Origin of the sequence: Streptomyces puniciscabiei, assembly GCF_006715785.1 — a bacterium.
In the GTDB taxonomy this organism is placed as follows: Bacteria; Actinomycetota; Actinomycetes; order Streptomycetales; family Streptomycetaceae; genus Streptomyces; species Streptomyces puniciscabiei.
This window is the reverse complement of record NZ_VFNX01000004.1, coordinates 1-16,376: the sequence shown is the minus strand read 5'-3', so window position 1 is coordinate 16,376 and position 16,376 is coordinate 1. Positions and strand designations below refer to the sequence as shown.

The following is a 16,376-nucleotide window of genomic DNA, read 5'->3' as shown; positions in this document are numbered from 1 at the left end:
GCCGCCCGCCTCAGCCGCCGTTCGGTGCCCGGTGCAACGGCTGCTCAGGTGCCGGCCGGCGCAGTACCGGCGGCACCGCCCGCACCGCCGGCTCGTCCGTGCTCACGGTGAGCGGCTCCCCATGGTGCCGCAGAGTCAGCGGCGCCCCCTCCAGCAACGCGTACGTCGCCTTGTCCGGGCCGATGTCCACCCGCAGCCGCCGGCCGCGGAACTCCACGTTGAAGGCGAGCCGGCTCAGCCGCTCGGGCAGGCGGGGGGCGAACCGAAGGCGTTCGCCGTCGCGGCGCATCCCGCCGAAGCCCGCCACCAGCGCCATCCAGGTACCGGCCAGCGAGGCGATGTGCAGCCCGTCGCGGGTGTTGTGCTCCAGGTCCTGCAGATCCATCAGCGCCGCCTCGGTGGTGTAGGCCCAGGCGAGGTCGAGATGGCCCACCTGGGCGGCGATGACGGCCTGGCAGCACGCCGACAGGGAGGAGTCCCGGACGGTCAGCGGCTCGTAGTAGGCGAAGTTCCGGGCGATCTGCTCCGCGCCCTCCGCAGCCTGCGCGCCGTCCTCGCCGTGTCCCTTCTCGAAGAAGTCCCCGCAGGTGTACATGGCCAGCACCAGGTCGGCCTGCTTGACGACCTGCTTGCGGTAGAGGTCGAAGTAGGGGAAGTGCAGCAGCAGCGGGTACTGGTCGGGACGGGTGCCGGCGAAGTCCCACCGCTGGTAGCGGGTGAACCCGGCGTGCTGCTCGTGGACGCGGAGTTCGTCGTTGTAGGGGATGTGCATGGCCTCGGCGGCGTCCCGCCAGGCCGCGCTCTCCTCCTCGTCCACCCCGAGCCGTGCCGCCTCGCGCGGGTGGCGCTCGACGGCGTCGGCCGCGGCGAGCAGGTTCTGCCGGGCCATGAGGTTGGTGTAGGTGTTGTCGTCGGCGACCGCGCTGTACTCGTCGGGGCCGGTGACGCCGTCGATGTGGAAGACGCCGTGCGCGTCGTGGTGGCCCAGCGAGCGCCACAACCGGGCCGTCTCCACGAGCAGTTCCACGCCGGCCTCGCGCTCGAACACGGTGTCGCCGGTGGCCTCGACGTACCGGACCACGGCGTCGGCTATGCCGGCGTTCACATGGAAGGCGGCGGTGCCGGCCGGCCAGTACGCCGACCCCTCCGGTCCCGCGATGGTCCGCCAGGGGAACGCGGCGCCGCCGAGCCCGAGTTGGGCGGCTCGCTCGCGGGCCTCGTCCAGGGTGTTGTACCGCCAGCGCAGCGCCTCGGCGACCGCCGTGGGGGCGGTGTGGGTGAGCACGGGCAGCACGAACATCTCGGTGTCCCAGAAGGCGTGCCCGTCGTAGCCGGAGCCGGTCAGGCCCTTCGCCGGGATGGCGCGCTGCTCGGCGCGTGCCCCGGCCTGCAGGACGTGGAACAGGGCGAAGCGGACGGCCTGTTGGACCTGCTCGTCGCCCTCCGTCTCGACGTCGGCGCGGGCCCAGAAGTCGTCCAGGAAGGCCCGCTGGTCCGCCAGCAGGCCCTGCCAGCCGTCGTGCGCGGCGGCGGCGAGCGCGGCGTCGACCTGGTCGGCCATGGCGGGCAGCGAGCGGGTGCCGGACCAGCCGTGGGCGACCAGCTTCTCGACCCGCAGGCTCTGCCCGGGCTCCAGTACGGAGGTGACCGTCAGCCGGGCCATGTCGGTGCCGCTCTCGCTGCGGGTGGTGGTGCGCTCGGGGCCGCTGACGACGTGGTCGGCGGCCACGGCCACCCTGAGGCCGCTGCGCCGGGTGCGGTGCACCAGCCGCAGCCGGCCGCCGGAGGCGAAGTGGTCCTCCTGCTCCAGCGGCGACTGCAGCGCCATGGCGGCGCGCGGGTCGCCGTTCGGCCCGGGCAGGGTCTCGTTGGCGACCAGCTCGGACTGGATCACCACCCGGCTGCGGCCGCCGACGGCCTGGACCTCGTAGGCGATCGCGGCCACCGCCCGCTGGGTCAGCGACACCAGCCGGGTCGAGCGCACCCGTACCGTGGAGCCCGCCGGTGAGGTCCACTCGCAGGTCCGCTCCAGCACCCCACGGCGCAGGTCCAGGACCCGCTCGTGGGTGACGAGCCGGCCGTAGCGCAGGTCGAACGGCTCGTCGTCCACCAGCAGGCGGAGGATCTTGCCGTTGGTGACGTTGATGACCGTCTGGCCCGACTCCGGGTAGCCGTAGCCGGCCTCCGCGTACGGCAGCGGGTGCACCTCGTGGACGCCGTTGAGGTAGCTGCCGGGCAGGCCGTGCGGCTCGCCCTCGTCGAGGTTGCCGCGCCAGCCGACATGCCCGTTGGACAGCGCGAACACCGACTCGCTCTGGGCGAGGACGTCGAGATCGAGGGCGGTCTCCCGTACAGCCCACGGCTCCACGCCGTACGACCGGTCGGTGATCACTGCTTGCCTCCCAGTTCGGCGAGATCCTGCACCACGACGGTCGCGCCGTGCGCGTACAGGGCGTCGGCCTGGCCCACGCGGTCCACGCCGACGACGTATCCGAAGCCGCCCGCGCGGCCCGCGTCCATGCCGGCCAGCGCGTCCTCGAAGACGGCGGCCCGGGACGGCTCCACGCCCAGGTCGTGGGCGGCGGCGAGGAAGGTGTCGGGGTGCGGCTTGCCCGGCAGGTGCCGTTCGGCGGACACGACACCGTCGATGCGCACGTCGAAGAAGTGCTCGGCGCCGACGGAGCGCAGCACGTCCCGGCAGTTGGCGCTGGAGGAGACGATCGCCGTGCGCAGCCCCTCGGCGCGTACCGCCTCCAGATAGCGCAGGGTGCCCTCGTAGGCCTCGACGCCGCCGGTGTGGATCCGCTCCAGCAGCAGGACGTTCTTGCGGTTGCCGAGGCCGTGCACGGTGCGGGCGTCCGGCGGGTCCTCCGGGGTGCCCTCGGGCAGGTGGATGCCGCGCGAGGCGAGGAAGGCGCGGACGCCGTCGGCGCGGGGACGGCCGTCCACGTACTCGTCGTAGTCGGCGACCGCGTCGAACGGCCGGCCCTGCTCCCCCGCGTAGTCCCGCAGGAACGCGTCGAACGTCTCCTTCCAGGCCGCCGCGTGCACGACGGCCGTCTTGGTGACGACCCCGTCGAGGTCGAAGAGACAGGCCTGGATTCCGTCGGGGAGACCGAGCTGAGTCATACCCAGCACTGTTCCCCATGAGGCGCCGTCCAGTGAGTGGCGCACGCCACACATCACACGAACTCCTGGTGACACACTCTGCTGTGTGCCGCTGACCTTCGACGACCTCCTCGACCGCGCCCGTGGCCTCGTCCGGGACGGCCGGCGTGCCGTGCTGGGCATCGCGGGCAGCCCCGGTGCGGGCAAGACCACGCTCGCCGAGCATCTGGTGCGCGCCCTGAGCGCCGACGGGCCACCCTGGGCCGCGCACGTCCCCATGGACGGCTTCCACCTCGCCGACGCCGAACTGGACCGGCTCGGCCGCCGGGACCGCAAGGGCGCGCCGGACACCTTCGACGCGGCCGGGTACGCGGCACTGCTGCGACGGCTGCACGAGGACACCGACGACGTGGTGTACGCGCCCGGGTTCGAACGGGTGCTGGAGCAGCCGGTCGCAGGCGCGATCCCGGTGCCGCCGGCCGCCCGGCTGGTCGTGACCGAGGGCAACTACCTGCTGCTCACGGAGGGTTCGTGGGCGCGGGTGCGGCCGTGCCTGGACGAGGTGTGGTTCTGCGAGACGGACGAGCAGGAACGGATCCGCCGGCTCATCGCCCGGCACGAGCAGTTCGGCAAGGACCACGAGACGGCCGCGGCCTGGGTCCTCGGCACGGACCAGAGCAACGCCGACCTGGTGGCGACGACGCGGGAGCGGGCGGACCTGGTGGTGCCGGCGGGCGTGCTCCCGGCAACGGTGCTCCCCGAGCGCTGAAGGCACTCAGCGGCGGAGAGTGAGGGACGGCTCCCCCCGGCGGTCGCCCGCCGGCGGGCCGACGACCGCCGTGAACGCCTCCGTGCGTACGGTGAGCCCGTCCGCGTCCTCCTCGACCAGCGCCTCGAAGACCCCTCCCCGCCCGTACCGCACCGCGAACACGTGCAGCCCCCGAGGCGCATCCGGTACCGGCCCGGCCTCCAGCGCGCTGGAGGACACCAGGTGGCGCCAGCCCTCGTCGGGGTTGCCGTAACCGCGCGGGTCGGCGGCGAGCGCGAACGCCGCCTGCTCCTGCGTGAGTTCGGCGCGTGCGTCGAAGTGGTCGGGGCCGGAGTCCGTGGGGTGTGTGAGGCGCAGGCCACCCGCCGAGGCGACCTCGCCCTCGGCGGTACGGCGCACCCGGTCGCCGTCGTCGGCGGCGTACGGCAGCCCGGACAGCAGGTACGGCGCCCCGTCGAGCCGCTCCACGGCCACCGCCACCCACAGGCTGGTGCCGTCGGTGACGTACAGCGAGCGCACATGGCGCAGCACGTGGTCACGGCCGACGACCGGTTTGGTCACCAGCTTCGCCGTGAGCCCGTCGGCGCGGACGTCCGCGACCCGGATACGCCCCATGGGACGGCACAGCAGGAAGCCGTCCGTGACCGGCCCGAACCCGTGCTGTCGGCGCACGGCCGCCGGCAGGTAGTAGGTGCCGCCCGCCTCGACGAGCGAGGGGGTCATCCGGCTGTCGAAGGCCACGGACACCGTGCCGGAGCGCAGTTGGTGGCGGTGCCGGGTCTGCGACGGCCTGCGGTGCCAGCGAGTGGTGTCCTGGATCTGCCAGACCAGCATGAAGGCGAAGTGCCCGTCGACCGCGCCGTCGGTCTTGACCGCGTGCCGGCCCCAGCGGGTGTCGCCCCGGTAGCGGCCGAGGTCGGCGCCGATGCGCGCACCGAAGTACCGCAGTCCCAGGACGGATTCGAAGCCGGAGTGCTGTTCGCTGTAGCGGGGGCCGCCGATGTCGTAGCCGCCCGAGGTCAGCCGGGCGTCGAGGTAGCGGGCCAGGGTGTCGCCGTCCTCGGCGAACATCTCCTCGCCACTGATCCGGTGGGCCTGGGCCAGGAAGGACAGGGAGATGGGGCCGTAGTTGTTGTCGTAGGCGCCGCCGTGCTCGGGAGGCAGGAGCGCGCCCCGGTCGCACACCCGGTGGGCGCGGATCTCGTCGGCGTACAGGCTCAGCGCTCGGGCCCTGACCAACGCGCCCTGCTCGTCGGGGAGATGACGGGCGAGCATCAGGCCGCCCACCACGCAGCCGATCGCCTGGTTCCCGGCCTCCTGCGGGTTGAAGAAGGTGGCCTCGGTGAGCCACCGCCAGTAGCCGTGCGCCAACTCGCGCAGTTCCGCGTGCTGTTCCTCGTCGAGGAGGCCGTCGGCCGCGTCGAGGAGGTTGACCGCCTGGAGCAGTGCCCAGACCGTACTGGGCCAGTCGCCGATGGGATGGGCTCCGGCTTCGAGTACGTAACGGGCGTAGGGCAGACGGGAGTCGGTGACCCTGAGGTTCGGGTAGCCGGGGTTGTCCTCGGTGTACACGCGCTCGCGCAGGTGGAAGGCGAGGCTGCGGCGGACGGCCTCCGGCAGCCGGGGGTCCGTGCCGCGCTGCCAGGCGAGCGCGAGCAGTGAGGTGATGCCGAGGGAGGTGTCGCCGACGTCGTCGTGGGCGTCGGAGTGTTCGAGGCTGCCCTCGGGGGTGATGCGGGCGAGGGCCTGCTCGGTGACGTCGGCGAGGACGGCGTCGTACGCGTCGGGGGTGTCCGGCAGGTCGTGCAGCGGGCCGCGCTGGTGGGGCAGATGCACGCTGGTCAGCCCTTCATTCCGGTGGTGGCCAGGCCTTCCACCAGTCTCTTCTGGAAGACGAGGAAGCAGATGAGCGTCGGGGCGAGGGCGAGTGTCGACATGGCGAACATCGCGCCGTAGGAGGAGCCGCTGGTCTTGTCCAGGAAGAGGGTGAGGCCGAGGGGCACGGTGAAGCGGGCGTTCTGCTGGAGGTAGACGAGCTGGCTGAGGAAGTCGTCGTAGGTCCAGATGAAGGTGAAGATCGTGGTGGTGACCAGGGCGGGCCGCATCAGCGGCAAGATGATCTTCCAGTAGATCTGGAGCGGGTTGGCGCCGTCCATCATCGCGGCCTGGTCCAGCTCGCGCGGGATGGAGCGGATGAACTGCACCATCAGGAAGACGAAGAAGGCGTCGGTGGCGAGGAACTTCGGGACGATCAGCGGCAGGAAGGTGTTGATCCAGGTCAGGTTGTAGAAGATCGTGTACTGCGGGATGAGCGTGGCCTGCATGGGCAGCATGAGCGTGCCGAGCATCAGGCCGAACCAGATCTTCTTTCCCCGGAACTCGAAGCGTGCGAAGGCGTAGGCGGCCAGCGAGCACGAGATGACGTTTCCGGTCACCGCGCCGATCGTGACGATCAGCGAGTTGGTGATGTACAGCGAGAAGGAGTTTCCGGAGCCGCTCCAGCCCTCGGAGTAGTTCTGCGGATGCAGCGTGCCCGGGATCAGTCCGGGGTGGGTGAAGATCTGGGTGTCGGGCTTCAGGGAGCTGCTGAGCATCCACAGCAGTGGGTAGAGCATGACGATCGCGACACCGATGAGCAGGGTGTGCAGGAGGATGCGGCGGGGGCCGGTGAGCGAGCGGAGCTGCTGGAGCTTCTGGACCGGCGAAACGCTCGGCGTGATGGCGGACATGATCGGAACGGACTCCTCGCTCAGTCGTCGTAGTGGACCCAGTAGCGGCCGGCGATGAAGTTGACCGCCGTGAAGCCCGCGATGACCAGGAACAGCACCCAGGCGAGCGCCGACGCGTATCCCATCTGCAGGTCTGCGAAGCCCTTCTTGTACAGGTAGAGGGAGTACAGCATGGTCGAGTTGAGCGGTCCGCCGGTGCCGTTGCTGATGACGAAGGCGGGCGTGAACGTCTTGAACGCGTCGATGATCTGCAGGACCAGGTTGAAGAAGACGATCGGGGTGAGCAGCGGGAGGGTGATCCGGAAGAACCGGGTGAGCGTTCCGGCGCCGTCGATCGCGGCGGCCTCGTACACGTCCTTGGGCAGCTGCTTCAGGCCGGCGAGGAAGATGACCATCGGGGTGCCGAACTGCCAGACGGCGAGCAGGATGAGCGTGTAGATCGAGGTGTCCGGGCTGGAGATCCAGTCCTGGCCCTTGATCCCGAACCAGCCGAGGAAGTCGTTGAACAGCCCGTCGCCGCCGAAGACCTGGCGCCAGACGATCGCGACGGCGACCGCGCCGCCGAGCAGCGAGGGCAGATAGAAGGCGGCCCGGTAGACGCCGATGCCCTTGAGCGGCCGGTTGAGCAGGACGGCCACGCCGAGCGCGAGCGCCAGCTTCAGCGGGACGGAGATCGCGACGTACAGCAGGGTGGCGCGCACCGAGTCCCAGAAGACCGGGTCGTCGGAGAACATGTGCGTGTAGTTCTGCGCGCCGATCCACCGGGCGGGCGTGAGCAGGTCGAAGTCGGTGAAGGACAGGTACAGCGAGTCCAGCATCGGGTAGATCGTCAGGCCGAACAGACCGACGAACCAGGGGGCCAGGAAGACGTACGGCCACCACCCTCCGCCGCGCCGTCTGGCCAGGCGGCGCCGCAGGCGGTCGCGTTCCCGCCGGTCGGACGGGGTCGCCGGAGCATGCGGCTCCCTCACGACCTCGTCGGTCTTCGCGGTGGTCATACTCATCTCCCTGGCCCTCTCCCGGTGTTCGTCCCTGCCCCGGCCTAGTTGGACAGGATTCCCGCCGCCTGATCGAAGAACTTGCCGAGCTGCGACTTGATCGTCGCCTTGCCGAAGGCGATCGCCAGATTGGACTGGAACAGCAGGTCCCAGACCTGGTCGGCGCCCTGCGGCGGCGGCTGCGGGGCCGGCAGCGCGTCCGTGGCCTTGGCGACACGCTTGGAGATGTAGTCGGCCATCGCCATGTTGCGCTTGTCCGTGTCGTCCAGGCCCGCCTTGATCAGGTTCCGGGCCTTCTCCGTCGGCGGGATGCCCCGCTGCAGCTGCATGTCCTTGATCGCCGTCGGGTCCTGCGCGAAGAACGACATGATCTTCACGGAGTCGGCGAACCTCTTGCCGGCCTTCGTGGCGCTCAGCAGGACACCGCCGTTGACGAAGTTGCCCTCGCGGGCGCCGGAGAAGTCGCCCTGCGGGGTGGGCAGGAAGTCCAGTGTGGCGCTGGTGATCGAGCCGCCCGCGCCGTATACACCGGTGTCGAAGGTGAACAGCGCCTTGCCGATCACGACGGCGTTCTTGGTGAGGTCGTTGTGCGCGGCGGAGGTGATGGCCGGCGGGGGGCAGGCGTTGACCTTGCGCATCTCGGCCCAGTACTCCCACCACTCCTGGAGGGTGTCCGAGGTGAAGCCGAGCTTCCTGCCGCCCGCGGCGAACAGCTGCTGGCCCTTCTCCCGGGCGAAGATCTCGAAGGCCTGAAGGGTGCCGCCGCCCACGTCGTCGGTGCCGTAGATCTTGCCGCCGCTCTTCTTGTACACGTCGACCGAGATGTTCTTCAGGTCGGCCCAGGTCCACTCCGGGTCCGGGAACTTCAGCCCGAGCTTCTCCAGGCCGCTGCGGTTGACGGTGAGCTGGTTGACACCGATGCCGGAGGGGACGCCGTACAGCTTGCCGTCGACCGTGCCGGCGGCCAGCAGCGTCTTCGAGAAGCCCGTCAGGTCCAGGGACTTGCCGACGTAGGAGTCGAGCGGGGCGAGGATGCCCTTGCGGGCGTACTGGGCGACCAGCGCGGTGTCCATCTGGAGCAGGTCGGGGGCGCTGCCGCCGGCGACCTGGGTGTTGAACTTGTCGAAGTAGCCGTCGTAGCCCGAGTACCGGGCCTCTATCTTGATCTTGGGGTTGTTCTTCTGGAAGGTCGCGAGGGCCTTCTTGTAGGCCGCGTGCCGCTCGTCGCTGCCCCACCAGGTCATGATGAGCTTGTCGCTGGTGGTGCCGGCTCCGGTGCCGCCGGCGCAGGCGGTGAGGGCCGGGCCGAGGGCGCCTGCGGCGGCGAGCCCGCTCGCGGTGCGGAAGAGGGTTCTGCGCGAGATCTGGTGACCCACCGGGGTCCTCCCTGAAGGTGCGTGACGGAATGCCCGGCCTGTCGCCGCGGCACGGGTGCGGGGTGCGGGTGCGCGGTCGCTGCGGCACGGATGCGTTGCTCGGAAACGTGCGCCTCCCGGGGGCGGCCTCGCCCGGCCGCACCGCCTGTGTACGGGTGGGACATCCCGGCCGCCCGAGGGCCGACCGGTGCCGCACGAGCACGCCCTCGTGCGCCGCGCCGTACGTCGTGTACGGCCCGGATGCCATCCCAAGCCGGTGTTCCCGACCGGCTTAGAAAGCGCTTGTCCGGACATTGGCAGAACGAGCCGGAGGCCGTCAATCCTCCCTTCGCGCGGCCTCGGTCACGGTTCGGACACCGCGGGCGACCGCGAGCCGGGCCGCACCCACGACCGTGCCCAGGTCACCGACCGTGCTGCTGACCACCTCGGTGGGCCAGCTCAGCCGCGCCAGTTCGGCCCGCACCCCGGGCAGGAGCTGCGGGTCCACGCCGGTGCTGCCGCCCAGCACGATCAGCCCCGGATCGAGCACGGCGGCCACGGCGGCGGCGAGCCGGCCCACGTCGGCGGCGTGCCGGGCGACGACGGCACGGGCCGGGGCGCAGCCCTGCCCGGCGAGGGCGAACAGCCGCTCGGTGCCGACCGGGCACGGCCCGTCGGTGTCCCGCCAGGCCTCGGCGGCGCGCCGCAGCAGGGACTCGGCGCCGATGTACTCCTCCAGCGCCTCCAGGCGCGGCTCGCGGCCGTCGTCCCAGGGGTAGGGCAGCCGGGCCAGTTCACCGGCGGCGCCGTTCGCCCCGCGCAGCACCCGGCCGTCGACGACGATGCCGAGGCCGACGCCCACGCCGACGCGGAGGTAGCCGAAGGTGCCGCGGCCCCGGGCTGCGCCCTCGTGAAGTTCGGCGAGGGCGGCGCAGTTGACGTTGTTCTCGAGGTGGACGGGGACTCCCGGCGGGAGTGCGACGGCCATGGCGTCGAAGACCGGCCCCGCCTTCTCGGTCGCCGGACGCATCGCGCCGCCCTCCGCCGCCCGCTCGGTGACATCGCCGACGGCGACCACGACGGAGCGCAGCGGGGTACCGGCGGGCAGCGCCCCGAGGGCCCGGCGCACGGCGTCGGCGGCGTCGGCCCGGGAGCCGGTGGCCTCGGCCAGCAGGGTCCCGTCCAGGGCGCAGCCCCGCACCCGGGTGAGGTCGGGACCCAGGTCCACGGCGAGTACGGCGCCGGCGTCCGGTCCGAGCCGGTAGACGGCGGCGGTGCGGCCGGTGCCGCTGGAGGCGGTGCCGGAGAGGGCGGCGAGCCGGGCACCCTGCAGCTCGGCGACGGCGGAGGACACCGTCGGCTTGGACAGGCCGGCGAGGCTTGCCAGTTGCGGCCGGGTCGCGCTGCCCGCCCGGGCGAGCACGGCGAAGACCGCGCTCGCGCTCTCGGACAGCCGCGGCGCCGTCACCACGTCGTGTTCCACGGTTCTCCCACAGGTCAAGGACCGCTCTCGGCAGGGGTACGCGCCGGGATACGGCGATGGGACTCCTGGCGTCACGCGGTGCGGCCCGGTCGTTCCAAGGGGCCGGGGCGCGACGCCTCTTGACGCACTGTACTTCGTTAGTTAACTTCCTAACGAACTTCACGGTACTCGCCTGCCGTACTCCGCCCGAGGCCCGTCCCGGGGCTTCCCGACCTCCCCGACACCCCCTCAGCACGGCACGGTTCGCCCACCGTCGTCAGCCGGAGCACCGACGAAAGAGGTTCCGTGCAGGACTTCATGCCCGTCCTGGTCGGCATCGACGTGGGCGGCACCAAGACGCACCTGCGCGCCGTGGCCGAGGACACCCGGGTCGCCGACCACGTCCGCGCGAGCAGCGGCTGGCGGCCGCACGACCCCGTGGCCGCCGCGTCCTGGCTGGCCGGGCTGGTCGCCGGCGGGCTGCCGTCCGGTGTCCGCCCGTCGGCGCTGGCCGTGGGCGGTCACGCCTGTGAGACCCCGCGCCAGTGCGAGCAGATCCGCCTCGCCCTGCAGCTCCACTTCGATGTGCCCGCCCTGGTCGTGGGGGACGCCGAACTCCTCGTGCCCGCCGCCGGGTTGGACCAGGGCGTCGGGCTGGTCGCCGGCACCGGATCGGTGGCGGTGGGCCGGTGCGCCGACGGCACTCCCGTGCAGGTCGGCGGCTGGGGTGCGGCCCTCGGCGACGAGGGCGGCGCGGCCGGGCTGGTCCGAGAGGCGGCACGCGCCTGCTGGGCCGCGCACGACCGCGGCGAGCCGCCCGACGCACTGGCGGCGGCACTCCTCGAGGCGTTCGGGGTGCCCGAAGTGCCCGCACTGGGCGCGGCGTTGGAATGCGCCACCGATCCCTCCGCCGCGTGGGGGCGGCACTCACCCGCTGTCTTCGCCGCCGCGGAGGCCGGCTCGGCGCTCGCCCACTCCGTGATCTCCGCCGGGGGCCGCTCGCTGGCCTCCCTCGTGGCACTGCTGGCCCGGCGCGGCGTGGCGGCGGACGACGTGGTGGTGGCGGGCGGCACGATCCTCGCCCAGCCGCTGCTCCACGACGCGTTCACCGCCGCCCTCGCCGAGGCCCTGCCGTCGGCCCGGCCGCAGTCCCTGCGGGTGCCGCCGGTCGACGGCGCGGTGGCGCTGGCTCGTTCCCTGCTGGGGACCGCAGCACCTTCTCTCCGGTGATGGTGCGGGCGTTCGCTCCTGTGCGGCGGCGGGCGTTCCCGCGCGCGGCACGCCCCGCGTTCACCCGCCGACCATGTGGAGATCACCGGGGCCACCCCGGCGGGCCACACCACGGCCCTAGATATTCCCCCGTTCAACTTCTTCCCCCCTCCTTCTCCACGGGATCGCACAACTCGGCACACCCCGCCGGGCACCGTGGACGACCCCTGAGAGGCACAGGCATGCCGTCACCTGCCGGGCACTCCTCCTCCGCACTGAACCGGCGCGGGTTCCTCAAGACCTCGCTGGCCGCGTCGGCCGGCGTGCTCGCCGCCCCGGCCGTCGCCGCCTGGCTGCCGGCGGCCGACGCGAAGGCCGCCACCGCCCCGGCCGCGTTCGTGGACGACTACCAGACCAACGTCATCGCCAACCTCACGCCCGAGACCAACGCGGTGGTCCGGATCCTCGGCGGCTTCGCCCAGGTGTGGAAGACGGGCTACGCCTGGAGCACCGGCACCCCTCTGCGCCCCGAGGTGCTGCGCGCCGACATCGACTACTGCGCCCGCGTCACGCGGACGCGCACCGACGCGGCTGCGAAGGAGGCGTTCGTCTACGACCGGCAGCACCAGAGCTACGCGCTGATCGCCGGCCTCGGCCCGCTCGCCGACCTCTACAAGGCGGGCGCGAAGGCCGTCACGTCGATCACGAGCGCGCCCGACGGCACACCCGCGACCACGATCAGCGACGCCGTGCCCGCGGACGCCCCGGCCGGCTCGGCCCTCGGCGCCGGCTCCCACGACTCGGCCCTCGGCAAGGTCGCCGAGCTGGTCGACACCGTGCGCGGCCCCTACGCCTCCGCCAACCCCTCCAAGTACGCCTACCAGTACCCGCGTCCCTGGCGCCTGACCGAGGACAGCGAGGTCGTCGACACCGGGGAGACGGACGCGTTCGGCTTCCCGGTGTACGACTCGCCGGTGGTCGTGGCCCCGCAGCTGCTGCGCCAGCGCGGCACGTCACCGGCCGACGACGGCGGCTTCCCGAGCGGCCACACCAACGCCTTCCACCTGGCCGCGCTGGCCTACGCCTACGCCGTACCCGAGCGCTTCCAGGAGCTGGTGACCCGCGCGTTCGAGCTGAGCCACACCCGGATCGTGGCGGGCATGCACCACCCCGTCGACGTCATCGGCGGCCGGATCATGGCCACCGCGCTCGCCGCGGCCACCCTCGCCGACCCCGCCAACGCGCAGCTGAAGGCCGCCGCCCGCTCCCAGGCCCTCGCCTACTTCACCGCGCGGACCGGCACCACCGCCGACACGCTGTACGCCTACGCCCACACCGGCACCGACCCGTACGCCGACCGGGCCGCGAACGCCGGCGCGGTCCGGCCCCGGCTGACGTACGTCCTCACCCGGCAGGGCCGCGATGTGCCGCTGACCGTGCCGAAGGGCGCGGAGGTGCTGCTGGAGACCCGGCTGCCGTATCTGACGGCGGATCAGCGCCGCGAGGTGCTGCGCACCACCAGCCTGCCCTCGGGGTACGTCCTCCTCGACGGCTTCGAGCAGTGGGGGCGGCTGAACCTGTTCGCCGCGGCCGACGGTTACGGCGCCTTCGACGCCGACGTCTCGGCCACACTGGACGCGGCGGCGGGCGGCTTCTCGGCGGCCGACGCCTGGCGCAACGACATCGGCGGGCGCGGCGGACTGACCAAGCACGGCTCCGGCTCGCTGACGCTGAGCGGCCGCAACCGCTACACGGGCGGGACGGTGCTGGCCGGGGGCACACTGGTCGCCGGCTGCGAGGACGCACTCGGACACGGGGACGTCCGGGTCGCGGGCGGCACCCTGCGGGTGGCCGGGCGGCTGCGGGTGCGCGGCGCGTACACCCAGGACGCGGGCACGCTGGAGGTCGCCCTGCGCGCCGGTCACCGGGCGCCCCTGGCGGTGAAGCACCTCGCCGTGCTGGGCGACTCCACGGTGCTGTCGCTGCGGCTGGACACCGAGCGGCCGCCGGCCGAGGGCAGCATCCTGCCGGTCGTCGACGCGCCCCGGCTGCGCGGCCGGTTCACCGGGATCGAGGTGAACTCCGGCCGGCTGCGGGCCGTACCCCTGTACACGGCAGAAGGTCTGTCGGTACGACTCGTGAAGCGGTGACACCTCCGGCGGCGGGAGCGGTGCGACAGTAGGGCCATGATCCGGCCCACAACCGCTGCCGCCGCCGTGCGGCCGGTGCCACCGCGGGGCGGATGATGGCGCGCGAACAGCACCTGGTCCTCACCCGTGCGGCTGCCCCCGAGGCCCCGCGACGGCCGGCCCCCGCCCGCCTCCGGGCCCGGCTGCACCGGCACCGGCGGTGGCTGGTGCCCCTGCTGGCCGCGGTGCTGCTCGCCCAGATGGCCGCGGCGATGGTCACGACGGCCGTCCAGCAGACCCCGACCATCGACGAGCCGGTGTACGTCGCGACCGCCACCGACTATCTGCACGAGCACCGGATCCGCTACAACCCCGAGCATCCGCCGCTCGGCAAGCTGCTGATCGCGGCCGGCGTGGCGGTGGCCGACCCGCACTACGACCCGTCGTACCGCGGCACCCAGGGCGATGTGGGCCGGCATCTGCTCTACGAGTCGGGCAACGACCCCTGGCGTGTCATGCTCTGGGCCCGCCTGCCGGTGATCGTGCTGACCCTGCTGTTCGGGCTGGTCGCCTTCGCGTTCGCCCGCGACCTGACGGGCACGGCGGGCGGCCTGGTGGCCCTCACGCTGTACGCCTTCTCGCCCGACCTGATCGCCCACGGTTCGCTGGCCACCCTCGACGTGCCGATGGCCGGGTTCGTCCTGACGTCGGCCTGGCTGGCGTGGCGGGCCCGGCGCCGGCCCAGGCTGTACCTGCCGCTCGCTGGAGCGGCTCTCGGGGCGGCCGTGGCCACCAAGATGAGCGCCCTGCCCGCGGTTCCCCTCCTGATGGCCCTGGCCGCGCTGTCCGCCCTGACGGCACACCGGGGACCGGGCCGCCGGCCGGCCTCGCACACGGACGGCGCACCGGGCACACCCCCAACGGCCGGACCGCACGACACCGGTCCGACCGACACGCGCCCGGACACGAACACCGGCCGGAAACGGAAGGTGCCGCGGATCGGCGGGCCGGACACCGGCGACGGCCTGGAACAGGACACCCACCGAACCGGAGGACCGGACACAGGAGACGGCCAAACACGTCAAGTACCGCAGACAGACGGACCGGACACACGCGACGGCGGGGAACGGGAGACCCCACCGACCGGCGGGGCGCCTGCGCGCACGCGCCGAGAACGCCAGACCCCGCAGACCGAAGAACGACATACGAACGACGGCCGACACCCCAAGACACCGCAAACCGACGCGCCGGACACCGACGACGACCGGAAACGCGAGACCCCACCGACCGACCGGACGCCTGCGCGCACGCGCCGAGAACGCCAGACCCCGCAGACCGAAGAACGACATACGAACGACGGCCGACACCCCAAGACACCGCAAACCGACGCGCCGGACACCGACGACGACCGGGAACGGGAGATCCCCCCGACCTACGGGGCGCCTGCGCGCACGGGCCGGGTCCGGGGCTTGGTGTGTGCGCTCACGGCACCGCTCGAACCTCGCCGGCGCAAGGCCCGCCCCACGCTCGCGGGTCCGGAAGGCGCTCGCCGGCAGCCGGGCCCCCTCTCCCCGTGTGCCGGCACGGCCGGCCCTCGCCGGTACGAGGCCCACTTCCCCCTCGCGGGCGCCCCCGGTGACCGGTGGCGCAACGTGCTGCCGGCGGCCGCCGGTGCGGTCGTGGTGGGGGTGGTGGCGGTCGCCGTCGTCTGGGCCGTGTATCTCGCCGTCGATCCCGGGCTGCGGTTCTCGCCCGCCGAGCCGGTGCCGGCCGCGCACGGGCTGCGCGGCCGGCTGGTGGGCCTGCTGCCGGTGCCGGAGGCCTACCGGGCGGGGATGCGGGTGCAGTTCGGGCTGGAGGACTACCCGTGGCAGGGCTATCTGTTCGGGCACGTGTACACCGGCTCGCTCTGGTACTACCTGCCGGCCGCCCTGCTGGTGAAGACGCCGCTCGGGCTGCTGGCGCTGGGCGGAGCCGGTGCGGTGGCGGTCGTGGCCGTACGGCGGCTGCGGCCCGCGGTGCCGTATGTGCTGCTGCCGCCCGGGGTGCTGCTCGCGGCGGCCATGACGGGGTCGCGGGACTTCGGGACGCGGTACGCGCTGTTCGTGCCGATGTTCCTCGCGGTGGCGGCGGCCTGTGTGCCACGGCCCGGCCGGCGGTGGACGGCCGGGGCGGCGGCCGCGCTGGTGCTGTGCACGGCCGTGAGCTCGCTGCGGACGTTCCCGTACTACCTGCCGTACTCCAACGAGGCCTTCGGCGGCCCCGCCCACACCCACCGGCTGCTGCACGACTCCAACGTGGACTGGGGACAGGACCTGGGCCGGCTCGCGGACCGGCTCCGGCAGCGGTATCCGGGCGAGCGGGTGTGGCTGGTGTACAAGGGCAGCGGTGTGCCGTCGTACTACGGCATCCGTGCCGCCGATCCGCGCACGGTGCCCCCGGACCGGGTGCACGGACTGCTGGTGGTGTCGGACTCCGCGCTCGCCAAGGCGCGCGGACGCCTCGCCGAGCTGGTCGGCAGCAGCCGGCCGGCCGGTGACGTGGGCCATTCGATCAGCCTCTTCCGGCGCTGAACCTGCTGCTCAACCCGCTGTTCCTGACGGTGGGTGGGCTATGT

General features: G+C 72.7%; 11 protein-coding genes. 4 read left to right on the top strand and 7 right to left on the bottom strand.

Features of this window, described 5'->3' with window-relative positions; translation table 11 throughout:
- Nucleotides 1-10 precede the first annotated feature (10 nt).
- Nucleotides 11-2,392 (bottom strand): glycoside hydrolase family 65 protein, encoded by a 2,382-nt coding sequence (locus tag FB563_RS38000; protein WP_055710386.1) that lies wholly within the window; start codon nt 2,390-2,392, stop codon nt 11-13.
- Nucleotides 2,389-3,129, bottom strand: a complete 741-nt coding sequence (locus FB563_RS37995; RefSeq protein ID WP_055710387.1) for an HAD family hydrolase — start codon at nt 3,127-3,129, stop codon at nt 2,389-2,391. Before FB563_RS37995 ends, FB563_RS38000 begins: the two co-directional genes overlap by 4 nt.
- Before the next feature lie 85 nt (nt 3,130-3,214).
- Here FB563_RS37995 and FB563_RS37990 point away from each other — a divergent pair, with 85 nt between their 5' ends.
- On the top strand, nt 3,215-3,877 hold the full coding sequence (locus FB563_RS37990) for a nucleoside/nucleotide kinase family protein (protein WP_055710388.1): 663 nt from the start codon (nt 3,215-3,217) through the stop codon (nt 3,875-3,877).
- A gap of 6 nt (nt 3,878-3,883) precedes the next feature.
- Here the strand turns inward: FB563_RS37990 and FB563_RS37985 are convergent, their stop codons facing one another.
- The 5 genes from FB563_RS37985 to FB563_RS37965 form a co-directional block, all read right to left on the bottom strand.
- Nucleotides 3,884-5,713, bottom strand: coding sequence for a hypothetical protein (locus tag FB563_RS37985; protein WP_142219211.1), 1,830 nt, complete (start codon nt 5,711-5,713; stop codon nt 3,884-3,886).
- Nucleotides 5,714-5,718: 5 nt separating this feature from the next.
- The gene (locus tag FB563_RS37980) at nt 5,719-6,606 is read right to left on the bottom strand and encodes a carbohydrate ABC transporter permease (protein WP_055703412.1); all 888 of its coding nucleotides are present in this window, start codon (nt 6,604-6,606) and stop codon (nt 5,719-5,721) included.
- Between the two features lie 20 nt (nt 6,607-6,626).
- Nucleotides 6,627-7,604 (bottom strand): carbohydrate ABC transporter permease, encoded by a 978-nt coding sequence (locus tag FB563_RS37975; RefSeq protein ID WP_055703411.1) that lies wholly within the window; start codon nt 7,602-7,604, stop codon nt 6,627-6,629.
- Nucleotides 7,605-7,648: 44 nt separating this feature from the next.
- Nucleotides 7,649-8,980, bottom strand: a complete 1,332-nt coding sequence (locus FB563_RS37970; RefSeq protein ID WP_055703410.1) for an ABC transporter substrate-binding protein — start codon at nt 8,978-8,980, stop codon at nt 7,649-7,651.
- Nucleotides 8,981-9,296: 316 nt separating this feature from the next.
- Nucleotides 9,297-10,442 carry an ROK family transcriptional regulator gene (locus tag FB563_RS37965; RefSeq protein ID WP_055703409.1) on the bottom strand — a complete coding sequence of 382 codons (1,146 nt, stop codon included), beginning with the start codon at nt 10,440-10,442 and terminating at the stop codon, nt 9,297-9,299.
- Between the two features lie 285 nt (nt 10,443-10,727).
- Here FB563_RS37965 and FB563_RS37960 point away from each other — a divergent pair, with 285 nt between their 5' ends.
- From FB563_RS37960 to FB563_RS44645, 3 genes are all read left to right on the top strand, one after another.
- Nucleotides 10,728-11,651 carry an N-acetylglucosamine kinase gene (locus FB563_RS37960; protein WP_055703408.1) on the top strand — a complete coding sequence of 308 codons (924 nt, stop codon included), beginning with the start codon at nt 10,728-10,730 and terminating at the stop codon, nt 11,649-11,651.
- A 221-nt stretch (nt 11,652-11,872) separates the two neighbouring features.
- Nucleotides 11,873-13,780 carry a phosphatase PAP2 family protein gene (locus FB563_RS37955; protein WP_055703407.1) on the top strand — a complete coding sequence of 636 codons (1,908 nt, stop codon included), beginning with the start codon at nt 11,873-11,875 and terminating at the stop codon, nt 13,778-13,780.
- Between the two features lie 92 nt (nt 13,781-13,872).
- Nucleotides 13,873-16,332 carry a phospholipid carrier-dependent glycosyltransferase gene (locus tag FB563_RS44645; protein WP_234357542.1) on the top strand — a complete coding sequence of 820 codons (2,460 nt, stop codon included), beginning with the start codon at nt 13,873-13,875 and terminating at the stop codon, nt 16,330-16,332.
- The last annotated feature ends 44 nt before the right edge of the window (nt 16,333-16,376 follow it).